This is a genomic window from Methylomonas defluvii (genome assembly GCF_033949435.1).
Classification (GTDB): Bacteria; Pseudomonadota; Gammaproteobacteria; order Methylococcales; family Methylomonadaceae; genus Methylomonas; species Methylomonas defluvii.
The window spans coordinates 60,416-81,328 of record NZ_JAXARY010000001.1 but is presented as its reverse complement, the minus strand read 5'-3'; the positions used below and the strand labels follow the sequence as shown (position 1 = coordinate 81,328).

At 53.5% G+C, this 20,913-nt stretch carries 24 protein-coding genes; 6 read left to right on the top strand and 18 right to left on the bottom strand.

Features of this window, described 5'->3' with window-relative positions:
* Nucleotides 1-95 precede the first annotated feature (95 nt).
* The gene (locus QLH52_RS00400; protein WP_319960180.1) at nucleotides 96-1,181 is read left to right on the top strand and encodes an AI-2E family transporter; all 1,086 of its coding nucleotides are present in this window, start codon (nucleotides 96-98) and stop codon (nucleotides 1,179-1,181) included.
* Nucleotides 1,182-1,306: 125 nt separating this feature from the next.
* Nucleotides 1,307-1,672, top strand: coding sequence for a Rieske (2Fe-2S) protein (locus QLH52_RS00395; protein ID WP_319960179.1), 366 nt, complete (start codon nucleotides 1,307-1,309; stop codon nucleotides 1,670-1,672).
* 76 nt (nucleotides 1,673-1,748) lie between these two features.
* Here QLH52_RS00395 and QLH52_RS00390 read toward each other — a convergent pair whose 3' ends face one another.
* From QLH52_RS00390 to QLH52_RS00310, 17 genes are all read right to left on the bottom strand, one after another.
* Complete coding sequence (locus tag QLH52_RS00390; protein ID WP_319960178.1) at nucleotides 1,749-2,216, bottom strand: CBS domain-containing protein; 468 nt, start codon at nucleotides 2,214-2,216, stop codon at nucleotides 1,749-1,751.
* 165 nt (nucleotides 2,217-2,381) lie between these two features.
* Nucleotides 2,382-2,885: a YgjP-like metallopeptidase domain-containing protein gene (locus tag QLH52_RS00385; protein ID WP_319960177.1), complete on the bottom strand. Its 504-nt coding sequence runs from the start codon at nucleotides 2,883-2,885 to the stop codon at nucleotides 2,382-2,384.
* A gap of 25 nt (nucleotides 2,886-2,910) precedes the next feature.
* The gene (locus QLH52_RS00380; protein ID WP_319960176.1) at nucleotides 2,911-3,186 is read right to left on the bottom strand and encodes a DUF5710 domain-containing protein; all 276 of its coding nucleotides are present in this window, start codon (nucleotides 3,184-3,186) and stop codon (nucleotides 2,911-2,913) included.
* A 155-nt stretch (nucleotides 3,187-3,341) separates the two neighbouring features.
* Nucleotides 3,342-3,491, bottom strand: coding sequence for a hypothetical protein (locus QLH52_RS00375; RefSeq protein ID WP_165385908.1), 150 nt, complete (start codon nucleotides 3,489-3,491; stop codon nucleotides 3,342-3,344).
* A gap of 137 nt (nucleotides 3,492-3,628) precedes the next feature.
* Nucleotides 3,629-4,420, bottom strand: coding sequence for a sterol desaturase family protein (locus tag QLH52_RS00370; RefSeq protein ID WP_319960175.1), 792 nt, complete (start codon nucleotides 4,418-4,420; stop codon nucleotides 3,629-3,631).
* Entirely contained in the window at nucleotides 4,420-5,103 is a 684-nt protein-coding gene (locus QLH52_RS00365; RefSeq protein WP_319960174.1) for a TIGR04283 family arsenosugar biosynthesis glycosyltransferase, read from the bottom strand. Before QLH52_RS00365 ends, QLH52_RS00370 begins: the two co-directional genes overlap by 1 nt.
* A 93-nt stretch (nucleotides 5,104-5,196) precedes the next feature.
* The gene (locus QLH52_RS00360; RefSeq protein ID WP_033158570.1) at nucleotides 5,197-5,478 is read right to left on the bottom strand and encodes an antibiotic biosynthesis monooxygenase; all 282 of its coding nucleotides are present in this window, start codon (nucleotides 5,476-5,478) and stop codon (nucleotides 5,197-5,199) included.
* Nucleotides 5,479-5,492: 14 nt separating this feature from the next.
* Nucleotides 5,493-5,969: a cupin domain-containing protein gene (locus tag QLH52_RS00355; protein ID WP_033158569.1), complete on the bottom strand. Its 477-nt coding sequence runs from the start codon at nucleotides 5,967-5,969 to the stop codon at nucleotides 5,493-5,495.
* 58 nt (nucleotides 5,970-6,027) lie between these two features.
* Nucleotides 6,028-6,870, bottom strand: coding sequence for a glutamate racemase (gene murI / locus QLH52_RS00350; protein ID WP_033158568.1), 843 nt, complete (start codon nucleotides 6,868-6,870; stop codon nucleotides 6,028-6,030).
* A 28-nt stretch (nucleotides 6,871-6,898) separates the two neighbouring features.
* Nucleotides 6,899-7,525 carry a glutathione S-transferase family protein gene (locus QLH52_RS00345; protein ID WP_319960173.1) on the bottom strand — a complete coding sequence of 209 codons (627 nt, stop codon included), beginning with the start codon at nucleotides 7,523-7,525 and terminating at the stop codon, nucleotides 6,899-6,901.
* 135 nt (nucleotides 7,526-7,660) lie between these two features.
* Nucleotides 7,661-11,623: a CHASE domain-containing protein gene (locus QLH52_RS00340; RefSeq protein WP_319960172.1), complete on the bottom strand. Its 3,963-nt coding sequence runs from the start codon at nucleotides 11,621-11,623 to the stop codon at nucleotides 7,661-7,663.
* 186 nt (nucleotides 11,624-11,809) lie between these two features.
* Entirely contained in the window at nucleotides 11,810-12,859 is a 1,050-nt protein-coding gene (locus tag QLH52_RS00335) for an NAD(P)-dependent alcohol dehydrogenase (RefSeq protein WP_319960171.1), read from the bottom strand.
* Nucleotides 12,860-12,966: 107 nt separating this feature from the next.
* Nucleotides 12,967-13,212 carry a YfhL family 4Fe-4S dicluster ferredoxin gene (locus QLH52_RS00330; protein ID WP_171696737.1) on the bottom strand — a complete coding sequence of 82 codons (246 nt, stop codon included), beginning with the start codon at nucleotides 13,210-13,212 and terminating at the stop codon, nucleotides 12,967-12,969.
* A gap of 2 nt (nucleotides 13,213-13,214) precedes the next feature.
* Nucleotides 13,215-13,700, bottom strand: coding sequence for a pantetheine-phosphate adenylyltransferase (gene coaD, locus QLH52_RS00325; protein ID WP_033158564.1), 486 nt, complete (start codon nucleotides 13,698-13,700; stop codon nucleotides 13,215-13,217).
* A gap of 26 nt (nucleotides 13,701-13,726) precedes the next feature.
* Nucleotides 13,727-14,311 carry a 16S rRNA (guanine(966)-N(2))-methyltransferase RsmD gene (gene rsmD / locus QLH52_RS00320; RefSeq protein ID WP_319960170.1) on the bottom strand — a complete coding sequence of 195 codons (585 nt, stop codon included), beginning with the start codon at nucleotides 14,309-14,311 and terminating at the stop codon, nucleotides 13,727-13,729.
* 1 nt (nucleotide 14,312) lies between these two features.
* The gene (locus QLH52_RS00315) at nucleotides 14,313-15,611 is read right to left on the bottom strand and encodes a M16 family metallopeptidase (protein ID WP_319960169.1); all 1,299 of its coding nucleotides are present in this window, start codon (nucleotides 15,609-15,611) and stop codon (nucleotides 14,313-14,315) included.
* Complete coding sequence (locus QLH52_RS00310; RefSeq protein WP_319960168.1) at nucleotides 15,601-16,971, bottom strand: M16 family metallopeptidase; 1,371 nt, start codon at nucleotides 16,969-16,971, stop codon at nucleotides 15,601-15,603. Before QLH52_RS00310 ends, QLH52_RS00315 begins: the two co-directional genes overlap by 11 nt.
* Nucleotides 16,972-17,078: 107 nt before the next feature.
* Here QLH52_RS00310 and cyoE point away from each other — a divergent pair, with 107 nt between their 5' ends.
* On the top strand, nucleotides 17,079-17,969 hold the full coding sequence (cyoE, locus tag QLH52_RS00305; protein WP_033158560.1) for a heme o synthase: 891 nt from the start codon (nucleotides 17,079-17,081) through the stop codon (nucleotides 17,967-17,969).
* A complete protein-coding gene (locus QLH52_RS00300) occupies nucleotides 17,966-18,964 on the top strand; it encodes a glycosyl transferase family protein (RefSeq protein WP_033158559.1) in 999 nt (332 codons plus the stop codon). The genes cyoE and QLH52_RS00300 overlap by 4 nt, the downstream gene beginning before the upstream one ends.
* Nucleotides 18,965-18,992: 28 nt before the next feature.
* Here QLH52_RS00300 and QLH52_RS00295 read toward each other — a convergent pair whose 3' ends face one another.
* Nucleotides 18,993-19,625 carry a PilZ domain-containing protein gene (locus tag QLH52_RS00295; protein ID WP_033158558.1) on the bottom strand — a complete coding sequence of 211 codons (633 nt, stop codon included), beginning with the start codon at nucleotides 19,623-19,625 and terminating at the stop codon, nucleotides 18,993-18,995.
* Between the two features lie 66 nt (nucleotides 19,626-19,691).
* On the opposite strand from QLH52_RS00295, the gene QLH52_RS00290 reads away from it, so the two are divergent.
* Together QLH52_RS00290 and QLH52_RS00285 are read left to right on the top strand one after the other, a co-directional pair.
* Entirely contained in the window at nucleotides 19,692-20,282 is a 591-nt protein-coding gene (locus tag QLH52_RS00290; RefSeq protein WP_033158557.1) for a transglycosylase SLT domain-containing protein, read from the top strand.
* 36 nt (nucleotides 20,283-20,318) lie between these two features.
* Entirely contained in the window at nucleotides 20,319-20,804 is a 486-nt protein-coding gene (locus QLH52_RS00285) for an FKBP-type peptidyl-prolyl cis-trans isomerase (RefSeq protein ID WP_192392074.1), read from the top strand.
* The last annotated feature ends 109 nt before the right edge of the window (nucleotides 20,805-20,913 follow it).

Sequence of the window (20,913 nt, the reverse complement as noted above, 5' to 3'; positions counted from 1 at the left end):
CATTGTTTAATTCGCACCTGTCATACCGGCTTAACCGATAATGCCGTAAACTCCGGACATTGATTCCAATTCAGTTAGCTGCCGCCCACTCGATCATGCCTATCCAGATTTCCCGTTACGAAAAAATCGCCAGTCTGGCGGCCTTGTGCCTGCTGCTGTTTGCCTGTTATCAGGTATTAAAACCGTTTATTTTCGATTTGTTGTGGGCGGCGATTCTGTGTTTTGTCACCTGGCCCCTGTATTTGCGTTTGCGCGATTGGAAGTTGACCGCCAACTGGGCTGCTACCGCCATGGTCCTGCCGATAGGCATATTACTGCTGACGCCGTTCGTCGCCGCCACGCTGACATTTACCGAAGATATAAACCACTTGCTGCAATGGCTTAATCAAAGCCGGCATGTGTGGCCGGAACCTCCGGCTTGGCTGCAATCGTTGCCGGTAGTCGGCGACAACGCTGTTGCCGCCTGGCAAAGTGTCGGCGAAGACTCCAGCCGCCTCGTCAATCTGGCCCGGCAATATGCTCTGGGCGCCAGTAGCTGGTTGCTGCAACAAGGCATTGGCTTGGCCGGCGAACTGATGCATATGGGCCTGGCTATTTTGGTGCTGTTTTTTTTCTATCGCGACGGTGAACACGTGGCTCAGCATGTCGTGATTGGCGTCGAACGCTTGGCCGGCGAGCGTACCCAACGCATCCTGCATATCGTGCGTTCCAGTCTGCGCGCAGTGGTATACGGCATCCTCGGCACCGCGCTGGTGCAAGCACTGGCTTCTATCCTGGGTTTTGTGATTGCCGGCGTGCCTTACGCCTTTGTGCTGGGCGTCATCGCCTTCTTTTTGATGATCATTCCAGCGGCCGGCACGGTGATCTGGCTGCCGATTGCCTTGTGGCTGCTGGCTGAAGGCGAGACCGGTTGGGCGGTTTTTATCGCACTGTGGTTTTTGTTATTCGTCGGCACCATCGACAACTGGCTCCGGCCAATTCTGATCAGCCGGGAAGTGGAATTGCCGTTCGTGTTGATCGTGTTCGGCATTTTCGGCGGGCTGTTGGCGTTTGGCTTTATCGGCGTATTTATCGGCCCGACCTTGCTGGCCACCAGCTACGCCTTGGTGCTGGACTGGCTGATTCGCAATGAACAGCAGGAGCTGGACAACCAAACGAGCACTGAAGGTAAAGACTGCTAGATATTCGCTGTCAGTTTGATTTGCCGAGTAACGCCGTGCGCTTGCTCAATTGCCGAAAATCCATCGAAAAAATAAAGCATTGTGGCCCAAGGTTTGCTGGCAAACGTGTGGGAGGATAAACAGCCATGTCGGTGAAACACCCATTTGCCATCTGCCCTGCTCAACAAGTTCCCGAGCTAGGCAAATTTCCGTTTGAACTGCTCTATCGCGGCTCGCCACGCGCTGCGGTTCTGGTGCGTTTCCAAGGCGAGGTATACGCTTATCTAAACCAATGCGTCCACATGCCCAGGGCATTGGATTGTGAGAACAGCAACATTTTCGACGAAACGGGACGCTATTTGCAGTGTTCCATGCACAGCATTTGCTACGACCCAATCAGCGGCGAGTCTTTAAGCGAAATTTGCCTAGGCAAAAAGCTGACCGCGTTGAAGGTCAAAGAACAAGACGATTGGATTTACTTAGTGGATAAAAGAGCCGCGATTACCGGTTGAGGCTTTGGCCCGGGGCGAAACAATAAGCATCGCCCCATTTGCTTTCAGACGGTTTGCGCCGCAAACTCATCCTACCTTAGCCGTGCGCCGCGCCTTCCTTGATCTGTTGTTCCAGCTTTTCGTGCGCGCGTTCCAACTTGGCAAACACTCTTAAAATATCGGTAGCGGACAATATGCCTACCAGTTTGTCTTTTTCCACCACCGGCAGCGCGCCGACGCGGTGTTCCGCCATCATCGCCGCCGCTTCCGACGCAGGCGTTTCCGGGGTAACGGTATAAACGCCGCGATGCATGATATGCACGACTTTTTGCGTGACCACATGCAATTGGGTGCTGTCTTTACTAGCTTCCACCGCATTGGAATTACTTTTGGGGCCCAGGGCTTTATATAAATCCCGGTCGGAAACGATACCGACCAATTTGCCTTTTTCAACCACAGGCAAGTGGCGGATTTTCTCGTAATGGATCAAAAAGAACACGCGATCGATCAGATCGTGAGGTTCGACGGTAAATACCTTGCTGGTCATTAACTCTGCTACGCGCATGCTGTTTCTCCCATAAAAATGTCTGTATAAAAGTAAGTAAATTCTGACGCAATAGTGCCACTATAGCCAGGCAAAATTAAGAAATATCGCTGCTTGATGGCTACACACAACCATTCATTCGCGAAGCACGGCCGTGAATCCCTCGCCCGCGGCGCTTGGATCGACTCAATAAATCGCCCGGCCCAAATCCAGACAGGTCAGATAAAGCCGCATATCGAACTCTAATTGGTGATAGTCCGGCGCCATGTGCTCGCATAATTTGTAAAACGCCTTGTTATGCTGTTTTTCACGCAGATGCGCGAGCTCATGAACGACGATCATCTGCAAAAACTCCGGCGGCGCAATTTTAAAGATCGCACCGATACGAATTTCATTTTTTGCTTTTAAATTGCCGCCCTGCACCCGCGAGACCACGGAATGTAAGCCCAAGGCCTGATGCAATACATCGATTTTGTCGTCGTAAACGACTTTGCTGAGAGGGTTGGATTGCCGCAGAAATTGATTTTTAAGATCCATCGTGTAGACATAAAGCGCCTTGTCGGTCTTTATATCATGCGGCCGGGGGTATTTTTTTAGCAGCAGCGCGGGCAGTTTGTCGCTGTCGATCAGCGCATGCACTTGCGCGGTGATGGCGGGCGCATAGCCAGCCAGGTATTTTAACGGGCGCACAAGCTAAAACCGCGCACCGCTTGGCTCAATCCCATGGCGGCTCATCCCCGTCATAGGCTACGAAGTTTTTATCGCTTGACCGGGTTGTGCCGCCGCCGACACTGTCGGCTTTTGAATTTTTCGCCTCGCCGTTGGGCAATTGCCCAAGCCCGAACTCCACCTGCCATTTGGCAAACAGCGCCACGTCTTTATTGGCGGGGACATACCATTTCTTGACAGCAGCATCCCACCTGGCGCCAAGCGCTTTCGCCGCATCCTTTTCGGCATAGGGTACATTCAGATAAGTTTTCGCGTCAGCCATTTACCGCAGCCGGTCAAAGTTTAATTGCATCGCAATATTGTAAAACATTGCTTATGCAAGTGGTTCGGATAATCCAATGTTACCCAGAAAACCTAACGCTGAACGCATTTATCAAAACATCTGCCGGTTCGGCTACACCGCAGAACAATCCAGTCCTACGGTTTTTTGCGGCTCGAACCCATAGTGCTGGCAAAAGTGGTCGCCGCGAACAATGCCGAGGAAACAATAAAATCACCCGAAATAAACTCGATAACGCCAGTCACAAACACCAGCCCGGTCAAAATGTCTTTATGTAAGCGTTTCATGGTCGCTTCCCAAAGTAATTAAGGCATTTAGACTATATGCCCGCCTACATTAATTAACAATGACACTAAAAACGCATTGATTAATCGCTAAAAGGAAACAACCCAATAAGCCAAACCGCAAGCCGGTTTACCTCGGCTTATCGACTGCGTAGACGGCGAAACGGCAGCATCAACAGGCCGACAAATCCCATTTGGTTACTATCTTGAAACTCGGACAAACCTATCATCATGGCAGTCTGTGCTTCGCGCGCTTGTGGACAATAGGTTTTGAACAATCTATCCCAGCATGACAGCGAGAAGCCGTAGTTGCTGTCGGTTTCCGGTTGAAATGCCGAGTGATGAATGCGGTGCATGTCGGGTGTCACTATCAAATAGCGCAAGCCGCGCTCCAGCGCAGGCGGCAAGCCGACATTACCGTGATTGAATAACGCGCAACCGTTCAATATCACTTCAAAAGCGATCACCGCGAGCGGATCGACCCCGAGTAACAGCACCAGTGCGACCTTGTAGAGCATGGATAGCATGATTTCCAGGGGATGAAAGCGCACGGCAGTCGTCGTATCGAAATCCATATCGCTATGGTGTACCTGATGTAGCCGCCAAAACCAGCGCCAGCGATGGGCGGCGATATGTTGGGCGTAAATGGCCAAATCCAGCAGCAGCAAACTCAGTGTTATCGACAGCCAATTCGGCACCGGCAGCAGATTGAATACGCCGATTTGTTGCTCGGCAGCCCAGTTCGCCGCCAGCCAGGCCGCGGCACCGATGCTGAGCCGCATCACGCCGACATTCAGAATCGCCAGTCCCAAATTGACCGACCAACGGCGGCGGCGCTCTGCCGCCAATCGCCGCTTGGGCCGCAGCCACTCCCAAGCCGCCATTAGCAAAAATATCCCCAAAAACACGCCCAAGCGCACCATTGCTTCCATCACCGTCTCCGATAATACTGCGCTGCCAGTTCATCCGGATTAGCTCCGAAAAAATACCGCAGCCGCAAGCACCACATCAATAAGATCGTTCTGAGGATACCGTGTTGTTGCCAACGCCGCGCGGCAGTGACGACCTTAGTCTTTAAACAGCAAGGTTTACCTAGCTTTTTCAGCGCCGCACTGATGGCAATATCTTCCATCAAGGCAATCTCCGGAAAACCGCCCACAGCCTGAAATGCTTGGCGTGTTATGAAGATGGCCTGATCGCCGGTAGCAATACCGGTCAAGCGGGAGCGCGCGTTCATCATGCCGGCAATCAATTTAAAAATGGCTTGTGGGCTGTCAAATTGCACATCAAAACGCCCCCACGACCAGCCCAGCTCGACCGCCGACAAAATTAAAGCGATAGCCTGATCCGGCAGCCGGGTATCGGCATGCAAAAACAGCAACACGTCAGCTTGGGCGTGATGCGCACCCAGGTTCATCTGCCTGGCCCGGCCAGGCTGACTGGGCAAAACCTGATCGACCAAAGGCTTCGCAATAAGCGGGCTGACATCAAGACTGCCGCCATCGACCACCAGTAATTCGCAGCGCGGTCTCAGAGACTGCAAGGCTTGCAACGTATCGGCAAGCCGCGCCGCCTCGTTGACTACCGGAATGACAATACTAATCTGCGGTTTCATTGCGCTAGCACATCTTCGTCAGCGCTACCGATTACAGTTCGTTGCTAACAGAGGCAGCAACGCTTATACCAGTAGCATTCAGCAAGGCCGCGATTAAAGCACGCCCCGCTCTATCTCTTGCAAATAGATAAATTCCGGGGCTTTTACCCCAGCCTGCTCCCTGATTTCCACCAACTCGGGGGATTCGAAAAAGCGCCGGGCATTATCCAGCGAGGTCCAGGCAGAAAAATGCACGATATTATTGGCATCGTCGTCGTAGCGCAGCAGTTGGTAGCTGATTTCTCCGGCGCGTTTTCTGATCTCGACGGCCTGATCGAAAATCCGCTTCCAGGCCGGATAGTCGGCGACCTCATGGATGATTAATACGTGTGGCATGCAGACTCCGTTTTTTAGTATGGCTCGCCGCCTTTGTGGGCAAAACGCCAGCTCCCGTCAACCGACATCGCTTGCAAATCGTCGTCCGGATAGATCACCGCGTCTCCGGCCGTCCTGTCGCCAACTTCCAGGTACTGCACGTCTGCGTTCGAGCGATTCAGCAACTGGTGCGCATTGCCGGTGCCGGCTTTAAATCCCGCGCACATACCCGGCGCCAGCTGGGTTTCGCCTGCATCCGTCACCAATGTCGGATGGCCTTGCAATATATAAATAAACTCGTCTTGCCGCGAATGGCTGTGCCGCAACGCCGATCTGGCACCGGGTGCTAGCGTGGTTAGATTGACGCCAAAATTTGCCAGATCGAATAAATCGCCGAGACGGCGTTTCTCCCTTCCCGCCATGCGCGAGGCAAACGGTTCCGGATACAGCGATGTGGTGCGTGACTCGACATCTGCCGCAGACACGGCTATTGGAGTGTGTTTATCGTTCATGATGGTCTACAAATGGAAGATAACCGGCTCGAACGGTTTATTAAAAATCCGGTGGAGACTAGCCCAAAGCTGCCGAACCGATCTGCTTGCCCTTAGCGCTCCGAGCAAGCGCCTGAACAAGTACAGGACTACCCCAGAGCGCGGATATGATCTGGCTGGCCTCTTCGACCGCGGTGCTGGAAAAAAAGCGGACCTCTGCGGTTCGCGCACTCGGAACAGGCCTAAGATGGCCCTGCAAACGCCGCACCAGCTCTTTTGCCACGGCGGTAGCCGGGTCGATTATCGTCAGATCCGGCCCCACAATGTCCCGAATCAGCTCTGCCAGAAACGGGTAATGCGTGCAGCCTAATACGATGGTATCGGCACCGGCCAACAGCAACGGCGACAGGTAACCGAGCAAAAGCTCGCGCGTCGTATCGCTGTGCAATTGGACTTTTTCAACTTGTTCGACCAGACCGGGACAAGGCTGCAACAATATTTCAATGTCTTTACCGTAGGCCGCGCACAACCTGGCGACGCTGGGGCTGGCCAGCGTGCGGCTGGTGGCCAGCACGCCGATCACTCCGGATTGGGTGGTTTGCGCCGCCGGCTTGATGGCCGGCTCCATCGCCACCACCGGCACCGGACACCACGCGCGCAGTTTTTCGATTGCGACCACGGTGGCGGTGTTGCAGGCCACCACGATGGCCTTCACGCCGGCATCGAGCAGCCGCTCGGTGATCGTTGTCGCCCTATCCGCAATAAACTCCGCATCGCGGTCGCCGTAGGGCGCGTAGCCGGAATCGGCCACATACAACAAGTCTTCCATGGGCAGTTCCGCACGGATGGCTCGCAGCACGGACAGGCCGCCGACGCCGGAATCGAATACGCCAATGGGGGCCTCGGTGCGCAACGCTGTCATGGATGGATGCTGTCTATTATCCAATCGATCAGACCTGGCGCTGTTGCAAATATTCTTCGTTGAGACGAATGGCTTGCAGGGCTGCCGGGCGTGCGTAGATCCGCGCCACATAATCCTCGAACAGCGGACGCTTGTCGATGCTGCCAAACATCATCCCCCAACCAAGCTGCGAGCCGACATACACGTCCGCGGCGGTAAATTGCTCGCCGCAAATGTAAGGTCCGGGCTGCAGGGCTGTTTCGACGGCGGCTAAGGTCGCTTCGTAACTACCGAAACCGACAAAGCCGCTTTTGCCCTCGGGCACTTGCCAACCCAGCGTCTTGGCGGTAACGGCCTGTTCCAGCGGACCGGCCGCGAAAAACAGCCAACGGAAATAGTCCGCGCGCGCGGGATGGTTTGCGGCCGGCAGCAGATTTTTCTCCGGAAAACGATCCGCCAAATACGCGCAAATGGCCGCGGTTTCGGTGACGAACGCAGTACCGTGTTTCAGCGCCGGCACCTTGCCCATTGGATTGACAGCCAGATAGTCGGCATTTTTCATCGCGGCGCCGAACGCCAGCCAGACCGTTTCGTAAGGCTCGCCGATTTCTTCCAGCATCCAGTGAGCGATGCGCCCACGCGACTGCGGATTGGTATAAAACACCAGATCGTTCATTGTGCGTTCTCCTTGGCGGGATGTTTTACTAAAGGCAATATGGCGGCGGATTTTACACCGATAAACCGGACCGGACTCAGACGATGTTTTGGGACCGGCTGTAGACACTGTTCCATCAGGAACAATGTCGAGCGACTATCCCAACGGTTCCAGTGCAGTCAGCGCTTCGGTCATTATCCGTTTGAATTCGGCATAGTCAGCAGGATTTAAACTGTCCTGCTTGAGTGACAGACAAAATCTCGTCGCGGCCTGCTCCACACGATTTGCCCCCAAGTTAGCGGCGACGCCTTTCAAACCGTGCAGCACGTCTCGCGCCTTTTGCAAATCGCGCTTCTCCAGCAAATCATCCAGCGCTATCAAGGTGCTTGCGGTGCTATTTTTAAAACTACCCAGCAACTCGCTCAAAAAGCTTTCGTCGCCATCCAGCAAATCCAGCGTGTTGCTGAAATCAAAACCGGGCAAATCTCGTAAGCAAAACGCTGAAACGTCACGCGCATTTGTAACAGGCCCGTTTACCGAAGCGCCAACCGGACTTCGACCTATCTGCTGGCACAACACCTTAACCAACTGCATCGGTTGAATCGGCTTGACCACAAACTCGTTCATACCGCTGGCCAGGCATTTGTCCCGCTCCTCTTGGGTCACGCCGGCACTCAGCGCGATAATCGGTAGCGATTGATACTCGGGGTTACGGCGGATCTGTTCGGTGGCGGCCAGGCCGCTCATCACCGGCATATGAATATCCATCAGCACTGCATCATAAGCTTGCTCTGCCAGCATGGCCAAGGCGTCGCGGCCGTTACCGGCAAGATCGACACTAACCCCGCATAAGGCCAAAAATTCCTGCAAAATTTTCTGATTGATAGCGTGGTCTTCGGCCACCAAGATACGCATGCCCCGCAATGCGCTACCTTGATCGGCAAGAGTCTTAGACAAGCCACCGGCCTGGGTGTCATTATCCGGCCGCGCCGCCGGCAAGTCGGCTTGCTGCGCGCTAACGCCCAGCATTAAGTCAAAACTAAAATTCGAACCCTGCCCCGGCTTACTTTCGACATGAAAATCGCTGCCCATTAGTTGCAGCAACTTTTGGCTGATGCTCAAGCCCAAGCCTGTACCACCGAAGCGGCGAGTAATCGACGCATCCAGCTGGCTGAAGGAACGGAACAACTTAGGCAGATCCGCTTCGGGAATACCGATACCGGTATCCATCACGCTGAAACGCAGCTTGGCCTGAGCATCCTGCCATTCCAGCAAAGCCACTTGCAATGTGACACTGCCTTGCTCAGTAAACTTCAGCGCATTTCCCACTAGATTGGAGAGAATCTGTTGCAAACGCAACGCATCCCCCACCAAACATAAGGGCACATCCGGCGCAACGTCTATCTTGATGTCCAGGCATTTTTCCGCGGCGTACAAGGCAAACAGATTATGCAGGTTATCCAATACGGTATTCAGGTTGAATTCGACCTGTTCGAGTCCCAGTTTACCGGCCTCCATTTTGGAGAAATCGAGAATGTCGTTGAGTATGCCGAGTAAACTGACGGAACTGCTGTAAATCTTTTGCAGATAATCCCTTACCTCAGCGGATACCGGCTTATTCAATGCCAACTGCGACAAACCGATCACCGCGTTCATCGGCGTGCGGATTTCGTGCGACATGTTCGCCAGAAACTCCGATTTGAAGGCTGCCATGCTCTCGGCGGTTTCTTTGGCTTCGATCAAGGCCTGCTCCACCCGCTTTTGCTCGCTTAGATCGCGCACCACGCTTTGTAATACCAGGTGGCCGTCCAGACTAACCCGCGCCAGCGTCACCAAAGCCGGAAAAATACGACCGTCGGCACGCTTATGCAGCCACTCGAATTCCAAGTGGCCGTTTTTGATCGCCGTAGCCATATACTCGTTCGCCAATTCTACCGAATCCCTGCCGTTTGCCTGATTTGGCGGCGAAACTTTACCGGGGTGCAAGCGGCAGAACTCGGACACAGCGTCGTAACCAAATAAATCCAAGGTGGCCTGATTACAATCCAGAAATCCGCTGCTATCGGCCATCATGACCGCATCGCTGGAACTGTTGAACAGCTTTCGATACTTCAACTCACTTTGTCGCAGCACTTCTTTATTGGCTTTGGCTTGGGTGACGTCCTCGGCAATAAACCAAATATAATCCTGATCCTCGGTACCGGCGACTTTGGTGCCGCTTAGTTGCAACGATACCGGCCGCCCTCTTTTATGGATAAACGTCGCTTCGTCCGAACCATACTGCCCGGTTCTGGCTAACCAACTTAATTGTTCGGCCAAACTCTGCTCTTTATCGGCGGATAAACTCATGTAATCGAGCCGTTGAAGTTCTTCTTCCGTGTACCCGGTCATGCGTTGAAAAGCATGATTGAATTCAACGAATTTGCCGTGCACGTCCAGCAAAGCGATGCCTAAGGGGGACAGCTCGTATAAGTCGCGGAGCTTTTGGCCTTTTTCCGCCAAACGAATATACGCATCCTTTAAACTTGAGTTTGCCGCATCAAGCTGAGCGGTGCGCTGATCGACCAGTGCCGCCACCATAGCCGCCCTGCCGGTGGCGGATAACAAGTACACGCTTAGCAGCATGGTAAACAGCAATCCGCCCAACAACACCAGCCACGGTAACCAGGAGGCATGCGTCGCAATGAATACGGCTTCCGGCTGGACAATCACTTCCAACAAGCGATTGCCAAAACGGATGGAATGCCTGGACTCATTAACACCGGTCGTCAATGCTTTCAGCGCTCCGTATAACGGTATGGCGTGGTTTTCCGCATCGTAATACAGTAGCGCCACGTTCATATCGTCAAGATTTAAGTCTTGCATGGCCGCCTTCACCAGGGAATCGATACGCACCACTGTAGACAAAAACCCGCTAAACGCCGGCTCCGAACTATTGGCATTAGCCAGGTATACAGGCATCATCAGCAATAAAGCTTGATTGGCTTGCCCGTCCTGCACCAGTTGAATAGGCCGGGTGACGCTGACTGCTTGGCTGGCCCTGGCTTCTGTCAGCGCTGCTCGGCGATTGGCCTCCGAATTCAAGTCAAAACCCAGCGCCAGCTTATTGGTTGATAAAGGCTCGATAAAGGTAACCGGGAAATACTCGGTACGCTCCTGAGCTTTGATGAACTGGCGATCCGCACCTAGTTCCTTGATCGTAAAATCTTTATATCCTTCGTCGCGGATCGATTGTTCGTAAGACGCCCGCTGTTCGCTGGGGATCTGCGATACCCAGCTCAGCGCTTGAATGTGCGGATTCTGTGTCAGCACGCCATTGGCAAAAACGCCGAATTTATCCCGGTCTAACGGTCCGGCCGCTTGAAAGAAACTATTGAGCGAAAAAGACGCTTTCAACACGGCGGAAAAATTGTCTGCTAAGGCTTTATTAACCGCGCCGGCATTGCTGTCAAATTGCAGTTGCAGCCGACTGTCTTCCGCTCGTAAAACCAATAGAAAAGTAATGATCAGCCCAGCCAACATGGCTACCAGCGGCATAGCCACACCTACCAGCCGGGGACGCCAAAGCGCTCTTGGCTCTGCAAACAAGCAAAAAACCAAAGGCGATATGATGATGGCTCCGAGACAATCGCCTATCCACCAATTCCACCAAGCCACCAAAACATTGGCATCGGTTAAAACACCGAATCCAAGCAAGGTGCTGACCCCGACGGTGGCGGCGATCAAGCAAGTCAAAGGCCCGACTAGTAACACATACCGAAAAATGTTTTTGCCTTTATCCAAACGCGGTACGCCGGTCCCTAGAAAGCGTTGCGACAGCCAAGCACCGGTCAATGCTTGCAATGTGCTGCCGATCGCGATGCCCATCGCGACGAAGACCGTCGGCGGCGTTAATTCGCCGCTTAAATCATATCCTTGCGAGAGATTGGTCAGGAACGAGCCGCACCCTATCGCCGGCCAGACTTTCTTTCCCCAGAGCAATACCGCAGCCAGCGCAATGCCGGCCGGCGGCCAAATCGGGCTGGCATAGCCCGGCGGTAAGGCCAGACGCAGCCCTGCCCACCCCGCGAACACAATACTGGCTATCAGCAAAATATATCGGTAAAAGCTCAAACGCATTCCTTCTCTGCCCAACAAGCCAAGAAAAGTGAGAGAAGGTGATTATAGGTCAAATGTTCTGCTAGGGATGCGGATAGGCCAAAACCTGGGCCATCCGGCATTGCGAGGACTCATCGCTAATCCAGTTTAGCAACTGGGCTCCCGGCTGCGCGGGAGCGACGATATTTAGGAGGTTAGGATAGTGCGTCAGCCCGGCAGGGTTGCCATATCGATCACAAAGCGGTATTTCACGTCACTTTTCAACATGCGTTGATAAGCATCATTGATGCCGGCCATCGGAATCAGCTCAATATCGGACACGATGCCGTGCTCGGCGCAGAAATCCAGCATTTCCTGGGTCTCACGGATGCCACCGATCAGCGACCCAGCCAGTGCGCGGCGACGGAATATCAGGTTGCCGACGTTCGGCGAGGGATGCGGCTCGGACGGTACGCCGACCAGACACATCGTGCCGTCGCGCTTCAACAGGCTTAAATATTGATCCAGATCGTGCTGCGCGGCGACGGTATTTAAAATGAAATCAAAGCTGTTTAAATGCTTTTCCATCTCGTCGGCGTTTTTGGAAATCACTACCTCGCTCGCCCCCAAGCGTTTGGCATCTGCTTCCTTGCCTGGCGATGTCGTAAACAGCACGACCTCTGCACCAAAGGCGTGGGCAAACTTCACGCCCATATGCCCCAGACCGCCCAAACCGACGATGCCAACCTTATGGCCCTTGCCGATTTGCCAATGCCGCAGCGGCGAATAGGTCGTAATACCGGCGCACAGCAGCGGCGCTACCGCCGCCAACTCCAGCTTATCGGACACCTGCAACACAAAATCCTGATCGACCACGATCTGATTCGAGTAGCCGCCGTAAGTCATTTTGCCGGTGTGTTTATCCGGGCTGTTGTAAGTGAACACCGTTTGGTCGCAAAACTGTTCCTGATGATCAAGGCAATCGGGACAGACGCCGCAGGAATCCACCATGCAGCCTACCCCGGCCAAATCACCCACCTTAAAATGAGTCACTTGGGAACCGACTTCCACTACCCGACCGACAATTTCGTGGCCCGGCACTATCGGAAACGTCGTGCCGCGCCATTCGTTGCGCACCTGATGCAAATCGCTATGGCAAACCCCGCAATACAGAATTTCGATACGCACATCCTCGGAACCGGGTTGCCGGCGTTCGAAATGAAACGAGCGTAGCGGCGTTTGCGGGTTATAGGCGGCATAGCCAACACTTTTGAGCATATCGATCCCCGAAATTTAGATTGTACGGTGCCGGCACCAGGGCTCAGCCCGTCGATTGATTTTGTTTGCGTCAGGTGCAAATACGCGCCTGACGCTGCTAACGCATGTCAACTCGTCAGTTTTAAATACTTCTTGTACAGACTGTCCTTGTCCTCGACCACATCCGGATCTTTATCGATACAATCCACCGGACAAACTTCCATGCACTGCGGCTTGTCATGATGACCGACGCACTCGGTGCATAGGGACGGGTTGATCACGTATATATCGTCGCCTTGCGAAATGGCGCCGTTCGGGCACTCCGGTTCGCAGACATCGCAGTTGATACAGTCGTCGCTGATTATGAGCGCCATAATTACTCCTCGGAAAATTTTTCGGTTAAGCGTTGTTTGACCACATCAGGCACGAAGCTGGACACATCGCCGTTCAATTGGGCGATCTCGCGGATCATGCTGGACGAGATAAATTCGTATTGTTCGGCCGGGGTCAGAAACACCGTTTCAATATCGGGCGACAAACGGCGGTTCATGCCGGCCAATTGAAATTCGTATTCAAAATCGGACACCGCGCGCAAGCCGCGGATGATGACGCTGGCTTGATGTTGCTTGGCACATTCGACCAACAAGGTGTCGAAGCCAATCACGCGGACGTTGCTGAATTCCGTGACCACTTCCTGAATCAACGCCACGCGCTCTTCCAAGGAAAACAGTGGCTGTTTGCCGCGGCTAACCGCGACGGCAACAATCACATGCCGGTAAAGCCGGGAAGCGCGGTGGATCAAGTCCAGGTGACCATTGGTGATGGGATCGAAGGTGCCGGGATAAATCGCGGTAATGTTCATCGGCTTTGGAAACAGGCAAAAGCGGCTTATTTTAAACCATTCGCCGCGGCAAAAGTATCCGATTGCTTTTGCAGCAGGTGGTAGCTGACTTCGCCGGCCGTCTTGGCTTTCAACAATCGCCAGCCGGCGGGCAGATCGTCCAGCGGCCGATTGCGTTCGCATTCCAGATAGATTTTGGCGTAATCGGCCAGCCAGCCTTGGGCGTCCAATAGTCGGCAGGTCTGCCCGATCAAACCTTGCCCAAACGGCGGATCGAGGAACACCAAGTCGAACGGTTGAGCCGGCGCGTTTAGAAATTGCCCAACGTCTTGCTGCACCACCTGAATCTGCTTTGCCGCCAATTTGGCGATGTTCTCGTGCAGCTTTTGGCAGCTGACCGGATTGTTTTCCACCTGCACCACTTGCTTGGCACCTCGGGAAGCCGCTTCCACCCCTAGCGCGCCGCTGCCGGCGTACAAATCCAGGCAACGACTATTCAGAACGTCGGCTTGCAGCCAGTTGAACAAGGTTTCCCGCACCCGCGACGGCGTCGGCCGCAAACCCGGCGCGTCGTCGAATACGATTTGCCGGCTACGCCATTCGCCGCCAATGATGCGGATTTGGTTAGCCATTTTATTTACCGGCACCGACCGTCACGGTTTGCAACAACTCCGGTTTTACCCGGCGTTTAAATGCATCCTTGATCTGCTCGATACTGACGGCTTCGACATTGCTCTGAAAGGTATCCAGATAGTCCAGCGGCTGCTGATAAAACCCAATCATCGCTACGTAATCGGTCAGCTTGCTGTTGGTATCGAAGCGCATCGCAAAACCGCCGGTGATGTTTTGCTTGGCGGCGGTCAGTTCCTTATCGCTGGGGCCTTTGTCCAGAAACTCGTTGAAGGTCTTCAGCAACACATCCAAAGCCTGTTCGGTTTGGTCATTGCGGGTTTGCAAACTCATCATGAACGGCCCCTGCCGGTATAAGGGCGCAAACACGCTATAAGCACCATACGCCAAACCGCGCTTCTCCCGCACTTCTTCGAATAACCTTGACACCATACTGCCGCCCCCCAAAATATGGTTACCTACATACAAGGCGAAATAGTCCGGGTCCTTACGATAGGTGCCGGGCAAGCCAACCAGTACGTGGGTTTGCGTGGACGGAAACTCGATGTGCTGTTTGCTGGCTTTGCTAGGCATCGTCACCACCGGAATTTCGGCAGGCTTACTGCCAACCGGTAACTTGCTCAGTAACTGGTTAGCGGTCTGCTCGGCTTGCTCGCGACTGACGTCACCGACGATGACCACCATCGCGTTAGCAGCCACATAGTATTTTTGATAAAAGCTTTTCAAATCGTCAGCGCTAAAACCGGCCACGGTTTCCACCACGCCGGTCTCGGGATGGGCGTAGGGATGATCGCCATACAAGGCTTTGTTAAACGCGATGCCGGCCAATTCGCCCGGTGATTCTTCCCGGTGTTTCAAACCAGCCAAGGTGCGGGCTTTTTCCCGCTCGAAATCGGCTTGATTAAAGGCCGGCTTGCTCAATACGGTTTCGAAGGTCGCCAAAGCTTTGTCGAACAAGGCTTTTTCGGTCAAGGTCCGTATCGCCAGCCAAGCCATATCTTCATTGACACCAGCTGAATAGTTGGCGCCTACCGATTCGAAGCGCTGGGCGATGTCATCGGCGCTCAAGTCGCCGGCCCCACTATCCAGCAAGGCGGAAGTCAACGCGGCGACGCCGAACTTCGCCTCGTCGCGGGCGCTGCCGGCATCGAATACCACCCGCACATCCACCATCGGCAAACCGGCGGTGCGCACGTAGTAAACCCGGCTGCCTTGCGGGGTTTGCCAGTTTTCGATTTTGGCGGCGGACCAGACGGTCTGGCTCAACAGCAATAGTACCAAGCCGATTAAATTAAAACGCATGATGGCCTCCTATGGCTTTTGCGGGTTTGGCGGCTTGGGTGATGGGTTGCGGGTCGAGATAGGCTACGGTCAGCGTGTCTTCGATCAGGTATTTACGCGCCACTTCCCTGACCTGCTCGGCGGTGACTTGATTGATCTTATCGACATACTCGTCAGCTTTCTGCCAACCGATACCCACGGTTTCCAGCGTGCCCAATTGCATGGCTTGATAGAAGTTGGAATCTTTCTGATACACCGCGCTGGCCAATACTTGCGCCTTGATGCGTTGCAATTCATCCTTGTCGATCAACTGGTTCTTGAGTTGATATACCTCGTCCAGCAAAGCATATTCCAGATCAAATACGGTTTTACCTTCGGCGGGGGTGGCTTCCAACAGGAATATCTCGGGCAAGCGCGAAGTGAAGTCGTAACCCGCACCCGCCGATACCGCGATTTGCTTACCCCTGACCAGACGCGAAGACAAGCGGGCACTATCACCACCGTCCAGCACACCCGCCAGCACTTCCAGCGCGTAGGCCTCCCATTCCGGCTTGGCGGTTTTCAGTACCGGCACTTTATAACCCATCATCAGATAAGGCAGTTTGGCGGGGGCTTTCACGGTGATGCGCCGCACACCTCTCTGTTCGCTTTCATCCTGAGGCTTTACCGGCTTCAACACGCTGGGTTGCAGCGGCGCAAAATATTGCTCCGCCAGCTTTTCAACTTGCTGCGCATCGACATCGCCCACCACCACCAGCGTGGCGTTATTCGGCGCGTACCATTGCTGATACCAGGCTTGCAGGTCTTCGACTTTGTAATTGGCGATGTCGGACGGCCAGCCGATCACCGGATTTTGGTATGGGCTGTTGGTGAAAGCAGTAGCCATGAATTGCTCATGTACTTTCGAACGAGGCTGATCGTCGGTGCGCATGCGCCGTTCTTCGGTGACTACTTCCAGTTCTTTTTTCAGTTCCTCGGCTTTCAAGTCCAGATTGCGCATCCGGTCGCTTTCCAGTTTAAAGCTGATTTCCAGACGGGACTTTTCCAGGGTTTGGAAATAGGCGGTGTAATCCTGACCGGTAAAGGCATTTTCGTTGCCGCCGTTTTCGGCGATGATCCGGGAAAACTCGCCGGCCGGATATTTTGCGGTGCCTTTAAACATCATGTGTTCCAACATGTGCGAGATACCGGTGATGCCGCCGGGCTCGTAACTGGAGCCGACCTTGTACCAGACTTGCGATACTACCACCGGCGAACGATGATCCTCCTTTACCAATAGTTTCAAGCCGTTGCTAAAAACATGTTCGTGTACCTTGCCGGCCTCGGCATGCGCCGCGACAGCAGGGCAAAGCAGCGCTAACGCCGCGAGCCTATAGTTCATAAATCCCTCGTTGACTAAAAGATGGTGAGCGCTTGTGATTATTTTAATAATCAATGGTTCACTGTTATTCTATATGTTTAAAGACCCGCAAATCTATTTGGTACTTGATGACCGACACCACTTCAGCGCTATCCTGGAAAGACTACTTAGAACTCTGTAAGCCCAGAGTCGTGGCATTGATCGTGTTTACCGCCATCGTCGGCATGTTGCTGGCCGTGCCAGGGATGCCGCCGCTGGATAACTTTTTCTACGGCAGCATAGGCATCGCCCTGGCGGCATCCTCGGCAGCGGCGATCAATCATTTCATCGACCAAAAAGCCGATGCGCAAATGGGCCGCACCAAGAATAGACCACTACCCACCGGTCATTTGAACTCTCATCAGGTCTTGGTATTCGCCAGCTTTATCGGCCTTGTAGCGATGGCGATATTGACCATCAAAATCAACGTATTGACCGCCTTTCTGACCTTTTTGTCACTGATCGGCTACGCGCTGATTTATACGGTATACCTTAAAAAATTAACGCCGCAGAATATCGTCATTGGCGGCGCGGCCGGCGCAGCGCCGCCGGTGTTGGGCTGGGCGGCGATCACCGGCGAAGTACATCCGCATGCTTTGCTGTTGTTTTTGATTATCTTCGTTTGGACCCCGCCGCACTTCTGGGCTTTGGCGATCGCTAAGCGAGACGAATACGCCAAAGTTGCCATCCCGATGCTGCCGGTGACGCATGGCGTGGAATTCACCCGCCTACAGATTCTGCTTTACACCATTTTGTTGCTGATTAGTACGCTGCTGCCCTATCTAACCGGCATGAGCGGCGTGATTTATTTACTGGCCGCCGTAGTATTGGGCTTGGGTTTTATCTATTACGCCGTGCAAATGATGCGTAAAAAGGACAATAAAACCGCAATGCGCACCTTCGGCTACTCCATTATTTATCTGATGCTGATTTTCGCAGCATTGCTGATCGATCATTATTTTCCATTGTCATTCTCATGAGCTTGTTGACCCAGGAACATCCGTTCGCGGAATTTATCAAGATACTCGGCAAGGGCAAAAAAGGCGCCCGGCCGCTGACCCAAGACGAAGCCTATCGGGCGATGCAAATGATATTGGCCGACGGCCAGGTCGAGCCGATTCAACTCGGCGCATTTTTGATGCTGATGCGGGTGAAGGAAGAAACCTGCGAAGAGCTGGCCGGCTTCGTGCAAGCCGCACGAGAAAGTTTTGCCTTCGAAGCCAAAGTAGCTGTCGATCTGGACTGGTCGTCTTATGCCGGTAAACGCCGCCATCTGCCTTGGTTTTTATTATCCACCCTGCTGCTGGCCGAGAACGGCATAAAAGTATTCATGCACGGCGCCGGTGGTCATACCGAAGGGCGTTTGTACACTGAAAATGTGCTGCAAGCCTTAGGCATCAAAGCTGCAACCTCGATAACCGAAGCCGGCCAGCAATTGGAGCAAGATAATTTCAGCTATCTGTCGCTGGAATATATTTGCCCAAAACTGTACGACATGATCAATCTGCGACCGGTGATGGGCTTGCGTTCGCCAGTGCATACATTGGTCAGATTGTTGAATCCGTTCGATGCCACGGCCAGCATTCAAGGCATCTTCCATCCCAGCTACCGGCAAGTGCATCAAAAAGCCGCTTTGCTGCTGAATCAGAAAAACATGGCGGTGTTAAAAGGCGAAGGCGGCGAAACCGAGCGCAATCCGGACGTGGAATGCCTGGTACAAAGCGTCAATAACGGCGAACTGAACGACGAGACCTGGCCGGCCCTATTCGAACGCCGGCACATGAAAGCCGAAGACATGGACCCGCAGTTATTGGCGCAATGCTGGCGTGGAGAGCTTAACGACGAATTTGGCGAGGCAACCGTGATAGCGACTGCCGCGGTTGCGTTAAAGCTATTGGGCAAAGCCGATAATCAGGAACAAGCTCAGCAATTGGCGACCGAATTTTGGCAGGCGCGTAACCGGCAACGTTTTTGAGTGGCCGACGACGGTTTAACCCTCAGTTCTAGCCGGCTTCCAGAGGCGGATAGCTAAAGTTTGGAATACCCTTGATATAGTCGCGTTGCAAATGCAGATACTGCAAGCCCATCAGCGTGGAAATATCGTCGTGATCGACCCACACTACCTTAACCTCGCCTTCCAGATTCAAGTGCTTGTAATCGAATTTGGCCACCGTACCGTCCGCCACTTCAATTCTGCCCAGCATGCGTATCATCAAACCGTCCACCGAGACATTTTCGGTATTAAACGCATAATCATTGCCGTTGAAGACAATATGACCGGGCGCGGTCATGTTTTTGCGGTAGGCGCGGCGGCTGTAGAGTAAATTATCGGTATCGTAAGACAAGTTGCGAAACTCGATGGCAATTTCAAATCCGCCCTCGGTAGCTTCGGCGCGCACCATTTCCGCCTCTCCAGCCAAGCGCATGCTCGGCAGATAAAAATCGACTATCGGCGAAACTTGCAAAGCATTAAAAATGTCTTTGATGCCATTGACCTGCGGCTCGACCTTCAGCACTGCCAGCAAGCCGGAAAGCGACAGATTCACGACCCAAATTTCGTGCTCTTCAAAGCCTAAATACAGCAATCCTTGGCTAGCCAGGTTTTTGCGATAGGCGCGTTTTTCGGTTGTTGGCATAATAATCCTTCTGTTTGGCAGGGCTTTTTAAAGGTAAATCCTTTTAGCAATCTAATTTATTGGGATATGAAAAGCAGAATAATTTGTCTGGCTAGTCTAGCCGTTTTATCGGCGTGTACAACCATGCCGCCGAAAAACCCGGAAAATATCTGTCAAATCTTCCGGGAAAAAGACGACTGGTATCAAGCAACCTTAAGCTCCGCGCGGCGCTGGGGCGTCCCCATTGCGGTGCAGATGGCGATCATCCATCAGGAATCCAGCTTCGTCGCCGACGCCCAACCGCCCCGACCATTGATTCTCGGCTTTATCCCTTGGTTTCGTTCCAGCAGCGCTTACGGTTACCCGCAAGCCAAGGACGAAACCTGGGCGGACTATCAGCGAAAAGCCGGCAACGGCTGGGCCGATAGAGAAGATTTTGCCGACAGCTGCGACTTTGTGGCTTGGTATTGCGCCACCAGCAACCGCAAGCTGGGCATCCCCACCTCAGACGCCAACAATCTGTATTTAACCTATCACGAAGGCTTAGGCGGCTATCAGCGCAACAGCTTTTTATCCAAGCAATGGCTGATGAATACCGCGCAAAAAGTCCATCAACGCGCCTTGCGTTACGACGCGCAACTGGCAAGTTGCCGGCAGGAGTTGGAACAAAAAAACTGATAAACTAGCCGCCCCAATCATCTATCGGGAGTTTTCATGAAATCCACGAAACAACGTGTCATCGCCATTTTAATCGCATTTATTACAGGATTTGCTATGTTCTCACTGGCCAACGCCAACGCCCCAACCCCAGCCGAAAATAAAGCAGCCGGGGAAAAATTTCTGGCCGAAAACGCCAAAACCGCCGGCGTGGTAACCACCGCCAGCGGTCTGCAATATGTGGTCTTCACCGAAGGCACCGGCGCGCAACCCAAAGCCACCGATAACGTCACCGTCCATTACAAAGGCACCACCATCGACGGCAAGGAATTCGACAGCTCCTACGGCCGCGGCGAACCCGCCACTTTCCCATTGAACCGCGTCATCGCGGGCTGGACCGAAGGCGTGCAATTGATGAAAGAAGGCGCGAAATACCGTTTCTTTATTCCTTCTAACCTGGCTTACGGCGAGCGTGGCGCGGGACGGGATATTGGGCCTAATGCGGCGCTGATTTTTGATGTTGAGTTGATTAAGGTCAACTGAGTTTGTTTTGTCTTTTTAACTAACGGTTGTTTGTTGGCTTAAGACTTTATTGAGGTGTCGCTAACGCGACGGTTTGATTTAATGTCGGTTCTCGGACCGACAACCGAGA

What these genes read in the sequence shown, in the direction of transcription:
- QLH52_RS00380 (WP_319960176.1), bottom strand. Translation starts at nt 3,186, where the DNA reads ATGGCTGACGCGAAAACTTATCTGAATGTACCCTATGCCGAAAAGGAT.
- coaD (WP_033158564.1), bottom strand. Translation starts at nt 13,700, where the DNA reads ATGAACATTACCGCGATTTATCCCGGCACCTTCGATCCCATCACCAAT.
- QLH52_RS00285 (WP_192392074.1), top strand. Translation starts at nt 20,319, where the DNA reads ATGAAATCCACGAAACAACGTGTCATCGCCATTTTAATCGCATTTATT.
- cyoE (WP_033158560.1), top strand. Translation starts at nt 17,079, where the DNA reads ATGACCGACACCACTTCAGCGCTATCCTGGAAAGACTACTTAGAACTC.
- QLH52_RS00355 (WP_033158569.1), bottom strand. Translation starts at nt 5,969, where the DNA reads ATGAACGATAAACACACTCCAATAGCCGTGTCTGCGGCAGATGTCGAG.
- QLH52_RS00340 (WP_319960172.1), bottom strand. Translation starts at nt 11,623, where the DNA reads ATGCGTTTGAGCTTTTACCGATATATTTTGCTGATAGCCAGTATTGTG.
- QLH52_RS00290 (WP_033158557.1), top strand. Translation starts at nt 19,692, where the DNA reads ATGAAAAGCAGAATAATTTGTCTGGCTAGTCTAGCCGTTTTATCGGCG.
- QLH52_RS00400 (WP_319960180.1), top strand. Translation starts at nt 96, where the DNA reads ATGCCTATCCAGATTTCCCGTTACGAAAAAATCGCCAGTCTGGCGGCC.
- rsmD (WP_319960170.1), bottom strand. Translation starts at nt 14,311, where the DNA reads ATGGCTAACCAAATCCGCATCATTGGCGGCGAATGGCGTAGCCGGCAA.
- QLH52_RS00330 (WP_171696737.1), bottom strand. Translation starts at nt 13,212, where the DNA reads ATGGCGCTCATAATCAGCGACGACTGTATCAACTGCGATGTCTGCGAA.
- QLH52_RS00295 (WP_033158558.1), bottom strand. Translation starts at nt 19,625, where the DNA reads ATGCCAACAACCGAAAAACGCGCCTATCGCAAAAACCTGGCTAGCCAA.
- QLH52_RS00315 (WP_319960169.1), bottom strand. Translation starts at nt 15,611, where the DNA reads ATGCGTTTTAATTTAATCGGCTTGGTACTATTGCTGTTGAGCCAGACC.
- QLH52_RS00390 (WP_319960178.1), bottom strand. Translation starts at nt 2,216, where the DNA reads ATGCGCGTAGCAGAGTTAATGACCAGCAAGGTATTTACCGTCGAACCT.
- QLH52_RS00360 (WP_033158570.1), bottom strand. Translation starts at nt 5,478, where the DNA reads ATGCCACACGTATTAATCATCCATGAGGTCGCCGACTATCCGGCCTGG.
- QLH52_RS00395 (WP_319960179.1), top strand. Translation starts at nt 1,307, where the DNA reads ATGTCGGTGAAACACCCATTTGCCATCTGCCCTGCTCAACAAGTTCCC.
- murI (WP_033158568.1), bottom strand. Translation starts at nt 6,870, where the DNA reads ATGACAGCGTTGCGCACCGAGGCCCCCATTGGCGTATTCGATTCCGGC.
- QLH52_RS00375 (WP_165385908.1), bottom strand. Translation starts at nt 3,491, where the DNA reads ATGAAACGCTTACATAAAGACATTTTGACCGGGCTGGTGTTTGTGACT.
- QLH52_RS00370 (WP_319960175.1), bottom strand. Translation starts at nt 4,420, where the DNA reads ATGGAAGCAATGGTGCGCTTGGGCGTGTTTTTGGGGATATTTTTGCTA.
- QLH52_RS00365 (WP_319960174.1), bottom strand. Translation starts at nt 5,103, where the DNA reads ATGAAACCGCAGATTAGTATTGTCATTCCGGTAGTCAACGAGGCGGCG.
- QLH52_RS00300 (WP_033158559.1), top strand. Translation starts at nt 17,966, where the DNA reads ATGAGCTTGTTGACCCAGGAACATCCGTTCGCGGAATTTATCAAGATA.
- QLH52_RS00310 (WP_319960168.1), bottom strand. Translation starts at nt 16,971, where the DNA reads ATGAACTATAGGCTCGCGGCGTTAGCGCTGCTTTGCCCTGCTGTCGCG.
- QLH52_RS00345 (WP_319960173.1), bottom strand. Translation starts at nt 7,525, where the DNA reads ATGAACGATCTGGTGTTTTATACCAATCCGCAGTCGCGTGGGCGCATC.
- QLH52_RS00335 (WP_319960171.1), bottom strand. Translation starts at nt 12,859, where the DNA reads ATGCTCAAAAGTGTTGGCTATGCCGCCTATAACCCGCAAACGCCGCTA.